Genomic DNA, 17,168 nt, shown 5'->3' with positions numbered 1-17,168 from the left:
GGCCCGGGTTCGGCGAGCGGCCGCAGCGCCGTTCGGCGACCCGGGGGGTACGTCCGGCGCACCGGAGCCGACCGGCCGTCGTCCCCACCCGCCGCCCCCGGCGATCATGGCCGGATGGGCGCGTATCGAGCAGCGTACGAGCGGAGCATCGCCGACCCGACGGGATTCTGGCGGGACGCGGCGGCGGAGATCGACTGGCACCGGCCCCCGCAGCGGATCCTCGACGACACCCGGGCCCCGCTGTACCGCTGGTTCCCCGACGGGGAGCTGAACACCTGCCACAACGCCCTGGACCGGCACGTGGCGGCGGGACGCGGCGACCAGCCGGCGCTGATCCACGACAGCCCGGTCACCGGCGTCACCCGCACCTACACGTACGCCGAGCTGCGCGACGCGACCGCGCGGTTCGCCGGGGCCCTGCGCCGGCTCGGGGTCGGCCGGGGCGACCGGGTGCTGCTCTACCTGGCGATGGTCCCGGAGGCGGTGGTCGCGATGCTGGCCTGCGCCCGGATCGGCGCGGTGCACTCCGTGGTGTTCGGCGGCTTCGCCGCGCACGAGCTGGCCGTCCGCATCGACGACGCCCGGCCGAAGGTGGTCGTGGCCACCTCGTGCGGCATCGAGGTGGACCGGATCGTGCCCTACCACCCGATCCTCGACGCGGCCCTCGCCGAGGCCGAGCACGCCCCGCAGCGGTGCGTGATCGTGCAGCGCCCCCAGCATCCCGCGCCGCTGACCCCCGGCCGCGACGTCAGCTGGGAAGACGCCCTCGACGGGGCCGAGCCCGCCGACTGCGTCCCGGTCGCCGCCACCGACCCGCTCTACGTGCTGTACACCTCCGGCACCACCGGCCGACCCAAGGGCGTCGTGCGCGACAACGGCGGGCACGCGGTGGCGCTGCGCTGGTCGATGGCGAACGTCTTCGACATCGGGCCGGGCGACGTCTTCTGGGCCGCCTCCGACGTCGGCTGGGTGGTCGGCCACTCCTACATCGTGTACGGCCCGCTGCTCACCGGCGCGACCACGGTGCTCTACGAGGGCAAGCCCGTCGGCACGCCGGACGCGGGGGCGTTCTGGCGGGTCGTCTCGCAGCACCGGGTGGCCGCCCTGTTCACCGCTCCCACCGCGATCCGGGCGATCCGCCGCCAGGACCCGGACGGCACCCGCATCCGCCGGTACGACCTGACCAGCCTGCGGACGCTGTTCCTGGCCGGGGAGCGGCTCGACCCGGACACCTTCGCCTGGGCCGGGGCGCGGCTGGGCGTGCCGGTGGTGGACAACTGGTGGCAGACCGAGACGGGCTGGCCGGTGGCGGCGAACCCGCGCGGCCTCGAACCGCTGCCGATCAAGGCCGGCTCGCCCTCGGTGCCGGTCCCCGGCTATGACGTGCGGGTGGTCGACTCGCGGGGTGAACAGGTGCCGGCGGGCGTCGATGGCTCGATCGTGATCAGGCTGCCGCTGCCGCCGGGCTGCCTGCCGACCCTCTGGGGCGACGACGAGCGGTACGTGCGGTCGTACCTGAGCACCTTCGACGGCTACTACCTGACCGGCGACGGCGGCCGGTTCGACGCCGACGGCTACCTGTACGTGATGGGCCGCACCGACGACGTGATCAACGTGGCCGGGCACCGGCTCTCCACCGGGGCGATGGAGGAGGTGCTGGCCGGGCACCCGGCGGTGGCCGAGTGCGCGGTGATCGGCGTCGCCGACGCGCTGAAGGGCCAGGTGCCCAGCGGGTACGTGGTGCTCAAGGCCGGCGTCGAGGTGGAACCGGACGCCCTCGCCGCCGAGCTGGTGGCCCTGGTGCGGGAGCGGATCGGCCCGGTCGCCGCGTTCCGCCGGGTGACCGTCGTGCCGGCGCTGCCGAAGACCCGCTCCGGCAAGATCCTGCGCCGCACCATGCGTGGGCTGGTGGAGGGGCGCGACGAGCCGGTGCCGGCCACCATCGACGACCCGGCCACGCTCACCGTCTTCCGGGACCTGGCCAAGACCGACTGACGGCCGACCCGCCCGACGGCCGACCGACGGCCGCCCGGCTCCGCCCGCTCCGCACCGGCGGGCGGGGCCGGGCGGCGATCCACCACCGTGTGCGCGCAGGGTCAGGGCGTCGGGGCGAAGCGATACAGCACGAAGTCCGTCGCCGCGCCGCACAGCAGCACGCTCGTGTTCCACGAGCAGGACTCGCTGCGCACGTCCTCGGCCAGGCCCAGCTCGACCGGGCCGGCGCCGCCGACGGCCAGCCCGGCGACGCTGCGGTCGGCCTCGCTGCCGCTCAGCGGATCGGCGAAGACCAGCACGTTGCCCGCGTCCAGCCGCACGGCCACCCCGCTCCGGTCGCGCAGCACCGCGCGGCCCGCCGGGTCGAACAGCGTGGACGTCGCCTCCGGGAACTGCCGCCGCACGATCAGGTGCGCGCCCACCGGCACCAGTTCCCGGGCCCCCGGCGTCGCCCAGCGCCTCGCCTTCTCGCCCTCCGCGACGGCCACCACCTCGGCGCGGTCCGCGTCGCCGGCCGGGGCCTCCAACAGGCATGCCCGATGCTTGCCGCAGGCCACCAGCGCCGCGACCCGACGCCCGTCGTCGGCGGCGCTGTGCAGCACCGTCGGCTCGGCCACCCGGGTGAGGTCGTACCCGAGCAGCCGGTACCCGCCGACCCCGGCGTCGTCGACCACGTACAGCCGGTCGTCCCGCGCGACCATCGGGTCGTCGAGGTCGGCGACGGCGGGCCAGCTGCGCAGCACCGTGCCCTCGACCAGGTCGATCAGCCGGGCCGAGCGGTCCGCGCCGATCTGCACGAGCCGGTCGGCCTTGCCCCGCCACGGGTCGCGGGGTGTCCCGTCGGCGTACGCCGGCCCGCCGGCCGCCTCGGCGGTCTCGACCGGCAGCACGGCGCTGCGGGCATTGCCCGACGAGTCGCGCGGGTTGTCCTGGGCCCAGACCTGGTTCCCGTCGCGCATCCGCAGTCCGACGAGTCGGTTCCCGGTGGTGTCGACCAGCACCGCCACGTCCCGCCCGAAGATCACCCGGTCGTCGTCGCCGATGCTCCGGCTCCACCGCTGCTCGCCGGAGGCGGCGTCGCGCACCACCAGCTCGCGGGGCGCGTCGACGCCGATCGGGTCGCTGAAGGCCGCCACCGCCCCGGGCACGGCGACGAGCGCGTCCCACTGCTGCGCCGTCTGCGTGGTCTGCTTCCGCCACCGGGTGCGGCCGGTCCCCGCGTCGACCGCCACGATCTCCAGCCGGTCGTCCGGCAGCGGGTACGCCGCGTAGCCGACGTCGTCGAGCAGGGCGGTGAGGGTCTCGACCGGCCGGTCCTCGCCGGCCCGGACGCGCTTGACCTCGGCCAGGTTCTGGAATTCCAGCCCCGGGTAGCGGTCCCGGGTGAACCACAGCGCGGCCCCGACGCCCACCCCGGCGAGGGCGAGCACCGCCGCCACCGTGATCCACAGCGCGCGCCGGCGGCGGACGGCCGGCGGCGACCCGGGCGTGGCGGGTGGTCCAGGCATGGGGGGTGACACGGGCGCGGGCGGTGACACGGGCGTGGGCCCGCCCCACGCGGTGGCCAGCGTCCCGGCGGGGGCGGGCACGGTCGACGGCAGCCCCGGACCACCGCCGGGCGGGGCGGGCGGCGACGTGGGGGCCGGGCGGGGGGTCGGCAGGTCCGTCAGCGCCCCCTCGGCCACCGGCAGCTCCGGCTGCTCCAGCACGGTCGGCGCGACGCCCAGCTCGGCGTGCAGCATGCGGGCCACCAGCGGCATCCGGGTCGGGCCGCCCACCAGGAACAGGCCGGCGAGCCGGTCGGGGGTGAGGCCGGCGGCGGCGATCACCCGCCGGGTCTCGGCGACGGCCCGGGCCAGCAGCGGGGCGGCCACGCCTTCGACGTCCTCGCGGGTCAGCTCGACGACCGCCGGCAGGCCCGGCACGACCACCGGCGCGACCGTCGCCCGGGACAGCATCTCCCGCGCCTCGCGGACGCCCTCCCACAGCTGGTGCCGGTCGCGCCACCGCGGCGCGTCGGCCGGCCGGGTGAGCCGCTGCCACACCTGCGGGTCGGTGGCGGACACCCGCTCGCCCAGCCGGGCCACCAGGGCCGCGTCCAGGTCCAGCCCGCCCAGGTCGGGCACGCCCCCGGTGGCGGTCACGGTGAAGCCCGAGTCGCCCCACGGGTCGGCCCCCTCGTTGCGCAGCACCGCCACGTCGAGGGTGCCGCCGCCCAGGTCGAACACGGCGATCGAGCCGCCGACGGGCACCGGCCGGCGCAGCACCTGGGCGTAGTAGCGGGCGGCGGCGACGGGCTCGCGCAGCAGCCGGGTGCCGGGCGGGGTGGGGCCGGACAGGGTGTGCTCGGCGGCCTGCGGCCAGCCCGCCCGCAGCAGCGCGTCGGCGAGGACCTGCCGGCGGGCCTCGTCCCAGGACGCCGGGCAGGTGAGCACCGCCGGAGGCAGGAAGCCGACCGCGGCGACGGCCGCCTGCCCCACCGCGTGCAGGATCGCGGCGAGCAGGTCGGCGGGGGCGTACTCGCGGTCGCCCAGCGCGACGGTCGGGGCGTCGATGCGGCGCTTCGGGTTCGGCTCGTAGCGCCCCGGGTCGGCCTGCGCCAGCCGCCGGGCGTCCCGGCCGACGTGCAGCCGGCCGTCGGTGTCGGCGTACACGCCGGAGGGGACGACCGGCTGCCCGTCGACCAGCAGCGGCCGGGTCCGCCCGTCCGGCCAGCGCAGCACGGCCACGGTGTTGGACGTGCCGAGGTCGACGCCGAGGGCGAACCCGTCGTGCTGGCCTGCCATCTGCCGTTACCTCCGCCGGGACGAGCCGATGTCCGGCCCCGCATCGTACGCAGGCCGGACACCGGTCCCGTGGCCGCCGCTGTGCCGGCTCAGCCGGCGACGGTGGCGTGCATCTCCCAGACCAGGATCTCGGCCGGCTCGGTGGCCGTGACCCGCTGCCCGCCGGTGGCGGTGAAGCGGACCGCGTCGGCGGTGCCGAGCGCGCCCGAGCCTTCGAGGGTCACCGCGCCCCGGGGCACGAACAGGTGCAGGTACGGCGCCTCGGGCAGCTGCACGCTCTGGCCGGGCTGGAGCCGGGCCGCGTAGAGGGCGGCGTACCGGTTCCTGATCCGGATCGCCGCGGCATCGGCGTGCCGGTCCATCCCCGACGCGACCGGGACGAGCCCGCCGGTGAGCAGCTCGTCGCCGATCTCCAGCTGCTCGTAGCCGGGGGTGACGCCGGGCTCGTCGGGCACCACCCACATCTGCACGAAGTGCACCGGCTCGGTGTGCCGCTCGCCGCCGAGCCGCCACGAGTCGTTCTTCTCCGAGTGCAGGATGCCGGTGCCGGCGCTCATCCGCTGGGCCAGCCCCGGATAGATCACGCCGGAGTGGCCGGTGGAGTCCTGGTGCACCAGCGAGCCCGCGAGGACCCAGGTGACGATCTCCATGTCCCGGTGCGGGTGCGTCTCGAAGCCGGTGCCCGCCCGGACGACGTCGTCGTTGTTCACCAGCAGCAGCCCGTGGTGGGTGTTGTCGGGGGACCAGTGGTTGCCGAACGAGAACGAGTGCTTGGAGTCGAGCCAGGCGATGTCGGTCTTGTACCGGTCGTCGGCCCGGCGGATGTCCACCCGGGGGGTCAGCGTGGCGCTCATGGGATGTCCTCTCAAGGCCGCTGGTGGGAGGGGGAGCGGGGTCAGGCGTTCTTGATCGCCGAGACCTCGAACTCCAGGGTGATCTTCTCGCTGACGAGCACGCCGCCGGTCTCCAGCGCCGCGTTCCAGGTCACCCCGTAGTCCTTGCGGTTGATCGTCACCGCGCCCTCGAAGCCGAGGCGCAGGTTGCCGAACGGGTCGCTGGCCGCGCCCTCGTAGGTGAAGGGGATCGTGACGGGGTTGGTGACGCCCTTGACGGTCAGGTCGCCGGTCAGGTCGAAGGTGTCCTCGCCGGTCTGCCGGAACGCCGTGGAGACGAAGGTGATCTCCGGGTGGGTCTCCATGTCCAGGAAGTCGTTGCTGCGCAGGTGCGCGTCGCGCTGGGCGTTGCGGGTGTCGATGCTCGTGGCCTGGATGGTCACCCGCACGTCGGTGCGGGCGGGGTCGGCCGCGTCGAAGGCGACGGAGCCCTCGAACTCGTTGAACGCGCCGCGCACCTTGGTCACCATCGCGTGCCGGGCGACGAAGCCGATGCGGGTGTGGCTCGGGTCGATGGTGTAGGTGCCGGTCAGCTGGGCCAGGTCGGCGCCGGTTGCGGTGCTCATCTCGATCTCCTCCGGGGTCTCATGATGTGTCATGTACGTTGGCCTCAACCTACATGACGCATCATTCATTCCGTCCATGACGTGTCATGCATCACTGGTACGCTGGGGTCATGACCGGCACCCGATGGCTCGACGACGACCAGCAGCGCGCCTGGCGGGCGTACCTGCGCATGCAGGCCGAGCTGGCCGCGCGGCTGGGCCGGCAGTTGCAGGCCGACTCCGGGCTCTCCTTCGCCGACTACGGCGTGCTGGTCCAGCTCGCCGAGGCCCCCGACGGGCGGCTGCGCCCGTTCGCGCTGCAACGCGACCTCCAGTGGGAGCAGAGCCGCCTGTCGCACCACCTGGGCCGCATGCAGCGCCGGGGCCTGGTCGACCGCGAGGAGTGCCCCCAGGACGCCCGGGGCGCGTTCGTGGTGCTCACCGCCGCCGGCCGCGCGGCCATCGAAGCCGCCGCGCCCGCGCACGTCGACACCGTCCGGCGGCTCGTCTTCGACCAGCTCGACCCCGACGAGGTACGCGCCCTGGAGCGCATCGCCACCCGCGTCGTCGATGGCCTGGACGCCGAACGCCGGCCGGCCTGACCGCGCGTCGGCGGCTGTCCTGACGGCTGCCCGCGCCCGACCGGAACGGCTAATTGCATCGACGTTCATCGAATGGAAGGCTGTCGCTGGGTCGCGCGCCCGGGAGCCGGCGCGAAGCCCCGAACCAGCCTGGGAAGGCGCGCGGGGTGGCAGGGCCATCCGGCGCCGGGCCGCCCTCCCGGCGACCGCCGCCGACCGGTGCCCGCCAGACGGTCGGCGCGTCCCCGCGATCCGAGGAGGTACGGATGTTCCGCATGCCCGGCGTGGTGCTCGCCGCCGCGACCCTTGCCCTGGCCACCTGGGCCGGCGCGGCCGGCGCCGCCGCCGCGCCCCCCGCCCCGATGCAGACCCCGGCGCCGCCGATCCCCACCCCGACCGTGGCGTGCCCGCCGGCCCTGCCGATCTGGGGTCAGGTGACGGCGACCACCGCGACGAGCCTGACCATCACCTACACGATGCTGCTCAGCCCGCCCTGCGGCTACGACCCGCCGATGCAGGTCCTCCTCTTCACCAGCCGCTCCGACGCCGAGCAGTGGCGCAACCCCGCAGCCCAGGCCCTCACCGGGCCCGAGCGCAACGGGACGGTGACCATCGGCGGGCTGACCCCCGGCACCGACTACTGGTTCCGGTTCAGCGAGCCCGACGGCAAGAAGGACCCGTACGTCATCGGCGGGCCCGCCCGCACCACCGACCAGTCGGTGTGCACCGCGACCGCCACCGTCGACAACCGGTGGATCGGCGGCTTCACCGCCACGGTCACCGTGCGCGCCAGCGGCGGCGAACCGGTCCAGGGCTGGCGGGTGTCCTGGCGGTGGCCCGGCGACGAGCGCATCTCGGCGGCCTGGAACGGGGTGGCGGAGACCAGCGGCGCCGACGTCGTCGTCCGCAACGCGTCGTACAACGGCACGCTGGCGCCCGGCGCCTCGACGACGTTCGGGATGATGGTGTGGTCCAGCGGCGCGGCCGGCGTCCCCACGCTGACCTGCGGCCGGTAACCGTCAGCCCGGTCAGTGCTTCAGCCCGGTCAGTGCTTCAGCCCGGTCAGTGCTTCAGTCCGGCTTGGGGGCGAAGGGGCGCCGCCGGGGTTGCCGTAGCTCCCAGTCGGCCGGGCAGAGGTGCGCCCAGGCGCCCGCCACCACCATGTTGATGTCGGGAAGGCCGGTGCCCCAACGCGGTGGGCGGCCCGCGACACGCTGCAGGTAGCGCTCGTAGACGGCGACGAAGTGGTACTGCGGCTCGGTCCGCCACAGCGCGTACGGCTGCTCCCGCATCCAGTCGCAGGCCGCGTCGCCCTCGGCGAGCAGGTCGGCGGCGGGCGGCAGCACCGGCACCGGGGCGTCGCTGTGCGGATCCCCGTACTCCTTGAGGTACGCCAGATAGCCGTCCTCGTCGCGGCGATGGGCGACGTGGACGGCGGCGATGGTGACCGGCGCGGCGAGCGCGGCGGCCGTGACCAGTCCGAGGACGACGCGCAGCCGCTTTCGCATGTGGACGAGGCTAGCCCCGGCGGCGCGCATCCCACAGTCCGGTTACGCGGCTGTTGCGCATGGGTGACCATCGATGGGTTAATGCAGGTGCAGCTCAGCCCCGGCGGCGTCGCGCCGCCGGGGCCCTGCGGCGGATGTCGAGGTCGGCGCGGCCGTCCTGAGGGTGGAAGGACGATCGGATGAGAAGAAGCGGACGCCTCCTGTCGCTGGGGTTGGCGCTCATCGTGACGCTGGCGACGCTGGTCGGGCCGGGCACGGCCGCCCAGGCGGCCCCGGTGACCGTCACCAACGGCACCCAGTTCACCGACACCGGCGGCGCGGTGGTGCACGCCCACGGCGGCGGTGTCCTCAAGGTCGGCGACTACTACTACTGGTTCGGCGAGAACCGCAACCCCGACAACACCTTCCGGGCGGTCTCCGTCTACCGCTCCACCGACCTGCGCACCTGGGAGTTCCGCAACAACGTGCTGACCCAGTCGTCGGCCACCGAACTGCAGCGCGCCAACATCGAGCGACCGAAGGTCATCTACAACGCCAGCACCGGCCGGTACGTGATGTGGATGCACAAGGAGAACGGCTCCGACTACAACGAGGCGCGGGCCGCCGTCGCCTCGTCGGCCACCGTGGACGGCAACTACACCTACCACGGCAGCTTCCGGCCGCTCGGACAGCACATGTCCCGCGACATCACGCTCTACAACGACAACGGTACGGCGTACATGATCTCGGCCGCCGACGACAACTACGACCTGAACATCTACCGGCTCACCTCGGACTACCTCAACGTGTCCACCCTCGTGGGCAACTTCTGGGACGGCGCCCACCGTGAGGCGCCCGCCATGTTCAAGCGGGGCAGCACGTACTTCCTGCTGACCTCCGGAGCGACGGGCTGGAGCCCCAACCAGGCGAAGTACGCCACCGCGCCGAGCATCTCCGGGCCGTGGAGCGGCTGGACCGACGTGGGCAACAGCAACACGTTCAGCTCCCAGCCGGCCTACGTGCTGCCCATCCAGGGCGCCTCCACCACCAGCTACCTGTACCTGGGCGACCGCTGGGCGGGCGCCTGGGGCGGCCCCGTCGGCGACTCGCAGTACGTCTGGCTGCCGATCACCTTCCCGTCCAGCACCAGCATGAGCCTGACGTGGTACCCGTCCGTCACCATCGACACGGCCACCGGGACGGTCACCGGCAACTCGCCCGCCTTTTACCGCGTCACCGCCCGGCACAGCGGCAAGGTGATGGACGTGGTGGGCTACTCCACGGCCAACAACGCCGAGGTCAAGCAGTACACCTGGAACGGCGGCGGCAACCAGAGGTGGGAGTTCCAGGACGCCGGCGGCGGCTACTTCCGCATCGTCAACGCCAACAGCGGCAAGTGCCTCGACGTCGCCAACGCGTCCACCGCCGACGGCGCCAACATCATCCAGTACACCTGTGGCAGCGGCACCAACCAGCAGTGGCAGTGGGCAGCGACCGGCGACTACTTCCAGCTCCGGGCCCGGCACAGCGGCAAGTGCCTCGACGTGGTCAACGCCGGCACCGGCGACAGCGTGGACATCCAGCAGTACGCCTGCAACGGCGGCACCAACCAGCAGTGGTCGCGTACGGAGTCCTGACGACGACCCCGGCAGCCGGGAACGCCGTGGTCTGTCAGCATCGGCGGATGCCAGTGCGGGAACGGCCGGTGGTGATCGCGGTATGCGGGTGCCCGGGCGCCGGGAAGACGACCGTCGCCTCCGCGACGGCCGGTCACCTCGGTATCCCGTTCCTGACCCGCGACGAGATCAAGACCGGTCTCGGCCTGTCCTCCGCCTCCGTCGCCGAGGACGGTCGGGTACGGCTCGCCGGGGACTTCCACGTCGCCGGTGGTCCCGTCAGCCTCCGGGCCGAAGCCGTGATGGTCGGCGCGGCCCGGCTGCTTGCCGCCTCCGGGGTGAGCCTCGTCGTCGAGTCCTCGGTGCTGTCCCACGACCTGCTGCGCGCGCTGCTCGCGGGTGGCAGCCGCGTGCTGGCCGTGCACGTCGTCGCCCGGGAGGCGGTCATCGGCCGGCGGCTAGTTGCTCGGGCGGCCGGGGGCGGGGCAATCGACCAGCAACTTCTCTCCCTGTTCCAGCGGGGCGAAATGAGGCGGTCGATCTTCGCGCCGCCGGAGGGCGTCGACGCCGTCGTCGAAGTCGACACGTCGGACGACGCGGCTCCGGCCATCGAGAGGGTCGTAGCAGCGGTCGTCGCCCTGCTCGGGCCACCGCGAACGGGCAGCGGTCCGCCGACCGGGCCGGCAACGAACCGGGACCCGGAGCCCGTAACGAGGGAACAGTGACCGGCCCGGGTTCAGGGAGAACCACTCCTGAATCGGGGCCGGAGGGTGTGGAGCGGGCGACGGGAATCGAACCCGCACCGTCAGTTTGGAAGACTGAAGCTCTGCCATTGAGCTACGCCCGCGTGCGCCCCGGTGCACGGGGTGCGCCGACAGCCTACCCGGTGCCCCGGTTCGGCGCGCATCCTGTCCGCGCGTGCCCATGATCCACGTCATGCCGGGGAGGTGGCGGTATCCGCACCCCTGGGATACCGCCATGTCGCCGACATGGTGGCGCCGGCCCGCGTCCTGCCCGGCGCCGACCCGCGCAACGCGCGGACGCGGCGCGTCCGGCCCCGGCACCCCTGCCGCGCCTCGACGGCATACACTTCTCGTCGCCACGGGGTGTGGCGCAGCTTGGTAGCGCACTCGCTTTGGGAGCGAGGGGCCGTGGGTTCAAATCCCGCCACCCCGACTGTCGTCCGCGGCCGGGGCACCCCTGGGAGCCGCCGGTTCCCACCTGGTGCCCCGGGCGCTGCCGAGGGGCCGCGTCGGCTCGCCTACACTCGATGGGCTGAATCACGCCCAGACTCAACTGAGATCCGTCAAGGAGTACGCCTGTGAAGAGCACCGTCGAGACTCTGAGCCCGACGCGCGTGCGGCTCGCCATCGAGGTGCCGTTCGTCGAGCTCGAGCCGAGCCTCAAGAAGGCGTACCGGGAGATCGGTTCGCAGGTGCAGGTGCCCGGCTTCCGGCGGGGCAAGGTGCCGGCCGCCGTGATCGACCAGCGGGTGGGCCGGGGCACCGTCCTCAACGAGGCGGTGCAGGAGGCCATCCCGCAGAACATCCTCGCCGCGGTCCGCGAGCACGACCTGAAGACCCTCGGTCGCCCCGAGGTCGAGATCACCGAGTTCAACGACGGCGACTCCCTCAACTTCACCGCCGAGGTGGACGTCCGGCCCGAGATCACCCTGCCGGAGCTCGACTCGATCGAGGTCACCGTCGACGAGCTCAAGATCGACGACAGCGAGATCGAGGAGCAGGTGAAGAACCTGCGCGAGCGGTTCGCCACCCTGAAGACCGTCGAGCGGGCCGCCGCCGAGGGCGACTACGTGCAGATCGACCTGAACGCCACGGTCGACGGCGAGGACGTCCCGGGCGGCTCGGCGACCAACATCTCCCACGAGGTCGGCAGCAAGCAGCTCCTGCCGGGGCTGGACGAGGCCCTCGTCGGCCTCGCCGCCGGCGAGAGCACCACCTTCACCACCCAGCTCGTCGGCGGCGACTTCGCCGGCCGGGACGCCGAGGTGGCGGTGACCGTGCGCACGGTCAAGGAGAAGGAGCTGCCGGAGCTGGACGACGACTTCGCCCAGATGGCGAGCGAGTTCGACACCATCGAGGAGCTGCGCGCCGACGTGCGCGAGCGGGTCACCCGGGGCAAGCGGGTCGAGCAGATCTACGCCGCCCGCGACAAGGCCCTGGAGCAGCTCGTCGAGGCCGCCGGGGTGCCGGCGCCGGAGGGCGTCGTGCGCGAGGAGGTCGAGGGCCGCAAGCAGGCCATGATCGACCAGCTGGAGCGGATCGGCGCCTCCCTGGAGGAATACCTCGCGGCCGAGGAGAAGACCGAGGAGCAGATCGACGCCGAGCTCAACGAGGCGGCGACCGACGGCGTCAAGATCCAGCTGCTGCTGGACACCCTGGCCGACGCCGAGGAGGTCCAGGTCTCCGACGACGAGTTCGGCCACGAGATCGTCCACCGCGCGCAGCGCGCCGGGATGCCCCCGCAGCAGTACTACGACCAGCTGGTCCGCTCGGGCTCGGCGGCGGCCGTCTTCGGCGACGTGCGGCGCGGCAAGGCGCTGGCCTCGGTGATGGAGCGCATCAAGATCAAGGACACCGCGGGCAACGAGGTGAGCCTCGACGCCATCCGCGCCGAGGGCGAAGAGGCGCACGACCACGACCACGAGCACTGACACCTCGGGTGCGGCCGTCGTCCACCGGTTGCGGTGGGCGGCGGCCCAAGCCCTTTTCCGGGTGCGTCCCGAAGGGGCTGCGCTGAGAGCGAAAAGCGCCCCGACCGGGACTCTGCCGCCCGGGCAAGCGGTTAGTGTCGGGTAGGACGGTACGGAGAGCGAAGGGCTGCCATGACCGACATGCACATCCCAGCGAAGCCGCTCCGGGCGATCGATGCCCGCGGTGGCGAGAACATTGGCAACCTCGACGACTCGGTCTACAACCGGTTGCTCAGGGAGCGCATCATCTTCCTGGGCAGCGAGGTGAACGACCAGGTGGCCAACCGCATCTGCGCGCAGCTGCTGCTGCTCGCGGCGGAGGACCCGGACCGGGACATCTACCTCTGGATCAACTCGCCCGGTGGCTCGGTCTACTCCGGCATGGCGATCTACGACACGATGCAGTACATCGACAACGACGTCTCCACGGTCGCGATGGGCATGGCCGCCTCGATGGGGCAGCTGCTGCTCTGCGCGGGCACCAAGGGCAAGCGCTACGCCCTGCCCCACGCCCGGATCATGATGCACCAGCCGTCCGGCGGCATGGGCGGCACCGCGTCGGACATCGCCATCCAGGCGGAGCAGATGCTCTACACGAAGCGGATGTTCCAGGAGCGGGTGGCCTTCCACACCGGCCAGACTTTCGCCCAGATCGAGGCGGACTCGGACCGTGACCGCTGGTTCACCGCCCAGGAGGCGACGGACTACGGCTTCATCGACAAGGTGATCACCGGAGCCGTGCAGGTTCCGGCGGGCGCCGGGACCCTGAGCTGACCGAGGAGCTGACGATGACCGACCTGAGCCTGCCGCCCCAGTTCGCGGCCGTGCACAACCGCTACGTCCTGCCGTCGTTCGTCGAGCGCACGTCGTACGGGGTGAAGGAGTCCAACCCGTACAACAAGCTCTTCGAGGACCGGATCATCTTCCTCGGTGTCCAGGTGGACGACGCGTCCGCCAACGACGTGATGGCGCAGCTGCTGACGCTCGAGGGCACCGACCCCGACCGCGACATCATCATGTACATCAACTCGCCGGGTGGCTCGTTCACCGCGATGACGGCGATCTACGACACGATGCAGTACGTCCGGCCGGACATCTCCACGGTCTGCCTGGGCCAGGCGGCCAGTGCCGCCGCGGTGCTGCTCTCCGCCGGCACCCCGGGCAAGCGCATGGCGCTGCCGAACTCGCGGATCATCATCCACCAGCCGGCCACGGAGGGCGGCTACGGGCAGGGCTCGGACATCGAGATCCAGGCCCGGGAGATCCTGCGGATGCGGACGCAGCTGGAGGAGATGCTCGCCCGGCACTGCAACCAGCCGGTGGAGAAGGTCCGCAAGGACATCGACCGTGACAAGATCATGACGGCCGAGGAGTCCAAGGAGTACGGGCTGGTGGACACGATCCTCACCAGCCGCAAGAAGGGGCTGCTCGCCGCCAACGCGGCCAGCTGAGACGAGCATGGGTCAGAGGTCGGCCGGGCGCTTTGCCGGCCGACCTCTGACACGCCCGATTTGGGGGTCGGAGAAACCCCCGCCAGCGGGTAACGTCGGGCCCGTACCGCTGCGTCGGGACGGTCCGGCGAGCGAACGGAGACGGACGGAGCGCAGCGTCCGCAGGTCATGGCCGGTGCACCGGCCGATGAGTGCAGGGAGAACGTAGGTGGCACGGATCGGTGACGGCGGCGACCTACTCAAATGCTCCTTCTGCGGCAAGTCGCAGAAGCAGGTGAAAAAGCTCATCGCGGGCCCCGGGGTCTACATCTGCGACGAGTGCATCGATCTCTGCAACGAGATCATCGAGGAGGAGCTGGCCGAGTCCGGCGAGGTGAAGTGGGAAGAGCTTCCCAAGCCGATGGAGATCTGCCAGTTCCTCGACAACTACGTGGTCGGCCAGGACCAGGCCAAGAAGGCGCTCGCGGTCGCCGTCTACAACCACTACAAGCGGATCCAGGCCGAGGCGGCCGGCGCGCCGGGTTCCGGCAGCGACGCCGTCGAGCTGGCCAAGTCCAACATCCTGCTGCTCGGGCCGACCGGGTGCGGCAAGACCCACCTCGCGCAGACCCTCGCCCGGATGCTGAACGTCCCCTTCGCGATCGCGGACGCCACCGCCCTCACCGAGGCGGGTTACGTGGGCGAGGACGTGGAGAACATCCTCCTCAAGCTGATCCAGGCCGCGGACTACGACATCAAGCGCGCCGAGACCGGCATCATCTACATCGACGAGGTCGACAAGATCGCCCGCAAGTCGGAGAACCCGTCGATTACGCGGGACGTCTCCGGCGAGGGCGTCCAGCAGGCGCTGCTGAAGATGCTCGAAGGCACGGTGGCCAACGTGCCGCCGCAGGGCGGGCGCAAGCACCCGCACCAGGAGTTCATCCAGATCGACACCACCAACGTGCTGTTCATCTGCGGTGGCGCCTTCGCCGGCCTCGACCAGATCATCGAGGCCCGCACGGGCCACGGCGGGACGGGCTTCGGCGCGCGGCTCCGCTCGGTCTCCGAGCGGTCGACCGACGACATCTTCAGCCAGGTCATGCCCGAGGACATGCTGAAGTTCGGCCTGATCCCCGAGTTCATCGGCCGGCTTCCGGTGATCACCAATGTCCGCAGCCTCGACCGGTCCGCCCTCGTGCGGATCCTCACCGAGCCGCGTAATGCCCTCGTGAAGCAATACCAGCGCCTCTTTGAGCTCGACGGCGTGGAGCTGGAGTTCGAGCCGCCGGCCCTGGAGGCCATCGCCGACCAGGCGATGCTGCGCGGCACGGGCGCCCGTGGCCTGCGCGCCATCATGGAGGAGGTCCTGCTCTCCGTGATGTACGAGGTGCCGAGCAACCCCGACGCCGCCCGGGTGCTGATCACCCGCGAGGTGGTCCTGGAGAACGTCAACCCCACGATCGTGCCGCGCGAGTTCACCGGCCGCCGGGCCCGCCGGGACCGCGAGGAGAAGTCCGCCTGACCCTCCCCGTCCGGCGGGGAGGGTCCACGACCCCTCCGCCGGCGGTGGAGGCTGTCGCGGGGGCCCCGCCAGCCGTACGCTGAGGGTCATGCGCGTCGCCGTCTGCCAGCTGAACTCCCGCGACGACCGGGCCGCCAATCTCGCGGCCGCGGAGGCCCTGTTGGTCCGGGCCGCAGCGGCCGGCGCGGACCTGGCGGTCCTCCCGGAGTATGTCGACTACCTCGGCACCGCAGCCGGGATGCCGGCGCCCGAGCCGGTGGACGGCACGGTGGGTCGGTTCTTCGCCGACGTCGCCCGGCGGCTCGGCATCTGGGTGCACGCCGGGTCGTTCCACGAGGCGGGCCCGGACCGGGACCACACCTGGAACACCTCCCTGCTCTTCGACCGCACGGGCACGCTCGCCGGGACCTACCGCAAGATCCACCTGTACGACGTGGAGATCCCCGGCCGGGTGTCATACCTGGAGTCGGCGACGGTGGCGCCGGGGGACAAGCCGGTGGTGGTCGACGTCGAGGGCGTCCGGGTCGGCTTGTCGATCTGCTACGACCTCCGGTTCCCGGAGCTGTACCGGCACCTGGCCACGGATGGGGGTGCCACGCTGCTGGTGGTGCCGGCCGCGTTCATGGTGCACACCGGGCGCGACCACTGGGAGGTCCTGTTGCGGGCGCGGGCCATCGAGAACCAGTGCTTCGTCGCCGCCGCCGGTCAGACCGGCGACCACGAGCCGGGGCGCACCTGCTTCGGCCGGAGCATGGTCGTCGACCCGTGGGGGACGGTCCTCGGCCAGGTGCCGGACGGTCCCGGTCTCACCGTCGTCGACTTGGACCTGGACCGCCTCCGGACCATTCGCACCGAGCTGCCCAGCCTGGCGAACCGGCGGCTCTGAAACGTCCGGGCCGCAGGTCAGCTCTGCAGGAGTACCCCCAGCACGGTGAGCCCGGCGATGGCGGTGGCCGTGATGAGCAGCGCGGCGGACATCCGCGAGCGTCCACGCCGCGCCAGCCGGCCCACGGAGAGCAGGATGACGGCCACCACCACGGCGCCGATGACCAGCTGCCAGAACGGCAGCAGCAGTCCGAGCAGGGCTTCTTCGGCGAGGGGCGTCGCCGGGCGGGGGAGGGCGTCATCCATGCCAGACACTCTGACATGCGCGGGCGCGATTTCGGTGTGCGGTGGCGGGCCCCTTTCCGTCAGGACAGTTACAGGCGTTGATTTGCCTTCCCGGGGCCGTACGCGTAACTTTCTCTCTGCACGCGGGAGGCCGGACAAACCGGCTGAGAGCGGGCACAGGCTCGCGGCGGAGACGCCGAGCGAGGCTGGTCCGGGCGGTGCGGAGCAACTCCGGTGAGACGGGGTTGCGATCGCGAAGCCGACCGGGTAGAGTGCTGAGGCCGGCAGGAGCCGGGCGGGTGGCCGCGAAGCGGCGATCGGCCGGTCTGCGGCTCTCCACGACAGAAACGACCGCCGTTATTCGGCGTGCGTCGCCGTGGGTCCGAGCGAATCCGAGCGTAAACCTTGGGAACAGGGTTGACGGCGAAGATGAGATCGGGTAAGTTAGAGAGGTTGCCCCGGAAGGCGGCCCTACAGTGTAGGGCTA

General features: G+C 72.3%; 15 protein-coding genes and 2 tRNA genes. 11 read left to right on the top strand and 6 right to left on the bottom strand.

The window, feature by feature from the left end:
• Positions 1-114: 114 nt before the first annotated feature.
• The gene (locus LPU61_RS27720; RefSeq protein ID WP_229406643.1) at positions 115-1,995 is read left to right on the top strand and encodes a propionyl-CoA synthetase; all 1,881 of its coding nucleotides are present in this window, start codon (positions 115-117) and stop codon (positions 1,993-1,995) included.
• Positions 1,996-2,096: 101 nt separating this feature from the next.
• On the opposite strand, the gene LPU61_RS27715 is transcribed toward LPU61_RS27720, so the two are convergent.
• The 3 genes from LPU61_RS27715 to LPU61_RS27705 all read right to left on the bottom strand — a co-directional run bounded on the left by LPU61_RS27715 (position 2,097) and on the right by LPU61_RS27705 (position 6,240).
• Entirely contained in the window at positions 2,097-4,781 is a 2,685-nt protein-coding gene (locus tag LPU61_RS27715) for an Hsp70 family protein (RefSeq protein ID WP_229406642.1), read from the bottom strand.
• A gap of 89 nt (positions 4,782-4,870) precedes the next feature.
• Positions 4,871-5,635, bottom strand: a complete 765-nt coding sequence (locus tag LPU61_RS27710; protein ID WP_043966315.1) for a pirin-like bicupin family protein — start codon at positions 5,633-5,635, stop codon at positions 4,871-4,873.
• Positions 5,636-5,676: 41 nt separating this feature from the next.
• Positions 5,677-6,240 (bottom strand): YceI family protein, encoded by a 564-nt coding sequence (locus tag LPU61_RS27705; RefSeq protein WP_043966316.1) that lies wholly within the window; start codon positions 6,238-6,240, stop codon positions 5,677-5,679.
• A gap of 110 nt (positions 6,241-6,350) precedes the next feature.
• On the opposite strand from LPU61_RS27705, the gene LPU61_RS27700 reads away from it, so the two are divergent.
• Together LPU61_RS27700 and LPU61_RS27695 are read left to right on the top strand one after the other, a co-directional pair.
• Positions 6,351-6,821, top strand: a complete 471-nt coding sequence (locus LPU61_RS27700) for a MarR family winged helix-turn-helix transcriptional regulator (protein WP_229406641.1) — start codon at positions 6,351-6,353, stop codon at positions 6,819-6,821.
• Between the two features lie 245 nt (positions 6,822-7,066).
• Positions 7,067-7,816 (top strand): cellulose binding domain-containing protein, encoded by a 750-nt coding sequence (locus LPU61_RS27695; protein WP_229406640.1) that lies wholly within the window; start codon positions 7,067-7,069, stop codon positions 7,814-7,816.
• Positions 7,817-7,870: 54 nt separating this feature from the next.
• On the opposite strand, the gene LPU61_RS27690 is transcribed toward LPU61_RS27695, so the two are convergent.
• Positions 7,871-8,308 carry a hypothetical protein gene (locus LPU61_RS27690; protein WP_229406639.1) on the bottom strand — a complete coding sequence of 146 codons (438 nt, stop codon included), beginning with the start codon at positions 8,306-8,308 and terminating at the stop codon, positions 7,871-7,873.
• 179 nt (positions 8,309-8,487) lie between these two features.
• Here LPU61_RS27690 and LPU61_RS27685 point away from each other — a divergent pair, with 179 nt between their 5' ends.
• Both LPU61_RS27685 and LPU61_RS27680 read left to right on the top strand, forming a co-directional pair.
• Positions 8,488-9,924 carry an RICIN domain-containing protein gene (locus LPU61_RS27685; protein ID WP_229406638.1) on the top strand — a complete coding sequence of 479 codons (1,437 nt, stop codon included), beginning with the start codon at positions 8,488-8,490 and terminating at the stop codon, positions 9,922-9,924.
• 47 nt (positions 9,925-9,971) lie between these two features.
• Entirely contained in the window at positions 9,972-10,628 is a 657-nt protein-coding gene (locus tag LPU61_RS27680; protein ID WP_229406637.1) for an AAA family ATPase, read from the top strand.
• Positions 10,629-10,676: 48 nt separating this feature from the next.
• On the opposite strand, the gene LPU61_RS27675 is transcribed toward LPU61_RS27680, so the two are convergent.
• Positions 10,677-10,750 (bottom strand) — tRNA-Gly (locus LPU61_RS27675).
• Positions 10,751-11,005: 255 nt separating this feature from the next.
• Here LPU61_RS27675 and LPU61_RS27670 point away from each other — a divergent pair.
• The 6 genes from LPU61_RS27670 (at position 11,006) to LPU61_RS27645 (ending at position 16,457) form a co-directional block, all read left to right on the top strand.
• Positions 11,006-11,079 (top strand) — tRNA-Pro (locus LPU61_RS27670).
• A gap of 145 nt (positions 11,080-11,224) precedes the next feature.
• Entirely contained in the window at positions 11,225-12,577 is a 1,353-nt protein-coding gene (gene tig, locus LPU61_RS27665) for a trigger factor (RefSeq protein ID WP_043966344.1), read from the top strand.
• A 171-nt stretch (positions 12,578-12,748) separates the two neighbouring features.
• Entirely contained in the window at positions 12,749-13,390 is a 642-nt protein-coding gene (locus tag LPU61_RS27660; protein ID WP_043966346.1) for an ATP-dependent Clp protease proteolytic subunit, read from the top strand.
• A gap of 14 nt (positions 13,391-13,404) precedes the next feature.
• Positions 13,405-14,067: an ATP-dependent Clp protease proteolytic subunit gene (locus tag LPU61_RS27655; RefSeq protein WP_043966349.1), complete on the top strand. Its 663-nt coding sequence runs from the start codon at positions 13,405-13,407 to the stop codon at positions 14,065-14,067.
• A gap of 208 nt (positions 14,068-14,275) precedes the next feature.
• Positions 14,276-15,571, top strand: coding sequence for an ATP-dependent Clp protease ATP-binding subunit ClpX (gene clpX, locus LPU61_RS27650; RefSeq protein ID WP_043966350.1), 1,296 nt, complete (start codon positions 14,276-14,278; stop codon positions 15,569-15,571).
• An 88-nt stretch (positions 15,572-15,659) separates the two neighbouring features.
• Entirely contained in the window at positions 15,660-16,457 is a 798-nt protein-coding gene (locus LPU61_RS27645) for a carbon-nitrogen hydrolase family protein (protein ID WP_043966352.1), read from the top strand.
• 17 nt (positions 16,458-16,474) lie between these two features.
• Here the strand turns inward: LPU61_RS27645 and LPU61_RS27640 are convergent, their stop codons facing one another.
• On the bottom strand, positions 16,475-16,702 hold the full coding sequence (locus LPU61_RS27640; protein WP_043966354.1) for a hypothetical protein: 228 nt from the start codon (positions 16,700-16,702) through the stop codon (positions 16,475-16,477).
• Positions 16,703-17,168 lie beyond the last annotated feature (466 nt).

Source organism: Micromonospora sp. NBRC 110038, from assembly GCF_020884815.1.
Lineage (GTDB): Bacteria > Actinomycetota > Actinomycetes > Mycobacteriales > Micromonosporaceae > Micromonospora > Micromonospora haikouensis.
This window is presented reverse-complemented; position numbering and strand designations above follow the sequence as displayed.

Coding starts and splice junctions, on each gene's coding strand:
- LPU61_RS27720 (WP_229406643.1), top strand. CDS start 115: ATGGGCGCGTATCGAGCAGCGTACGAGCGGAGCATCGCCGACCCGACG.
- LPU61_RS27715 (WP_229406642.1), bottom strand. CDS start 4,781: ATGGCAGGCCAGCACGACGGGTTCGCCCTCGGCGTCGACCTCGGCACG.
- LPU61_RS27710 (WP_043966315.1), bottom strand. CDS start 5,635: ATGAGCGCCACGCTGACCCCCCGGGTGGACATCCGCCGGGCCGACGAC.
- LPU61_RS27705 (WP_043966316.1), bottom strand. CDS start 6,240: ATGAGCACCGCAACCGGCGCCGACCTGGCCCAGCTGACCGGCACCTAC.
- LPU61_RS27700 (WP_229406641.1), top strand. CDS start 6,351: ATGACCGGCACCCGATGGCTCGACGACGACCAGCAGCGCGCCTGGCGG.
- LPU61_RS27695 (WP_229406640.1), top strand. CDS start 7,067: ATGTTCCGCATGCCCGGCGTGGTGCTCGCCGCCGCGACCCTTGCCCTG.
- LPU61_RS27690 (WP_229406639.1), bottom strand. CDS start 8,308: ATGCGAAAGCGGCTGCGCGTCGTCCTCGGACTGGTCACGGCCGCCGCG.
- LPU61_RS27685 (WP_229406638.1), top strand. CDS start 8,488: ATGAGAAGAAGCGGACGCCTCCTGTCGCTGGGGTTGGCGCTCATCGTG.
- LPU61_RS27680 (WP_229406637.1), top strand. CDS start 9,972: ATGCCAGTGCGGGAACGGCCGGTGGTGATCGCGGTATGCGGGTGCCCG.
- LPU61_RS27660 (WP_043966346.1), top strand. CDS start 12,749: ATGACCGACATGCACATCCCAGCGAAGCCGCTCCGGGCGATCGATGCC.
- LPU61_RS27655 (WP_043966349.1), top strand. CDS start 13,405: ATGACCGACCTGAGCCTGCCGCCCCAGTTCGCGGCCGTGCACAACCGC.
- LPU61_RS27645 (WP_043966352.1), top strand. CDS start 15,660: ATGCGCGTCGCCGTCTGCCAGCTGAACTCCCGCGACGACCGGGCCGCC.
- LPU61_RS27640 (WP_043966354.1), bottom strand. CDS start 16,702: ATGGATGACGCCCTCCCCCGCCCGGCGACGCCCCTCGCCGAAGAAGCC.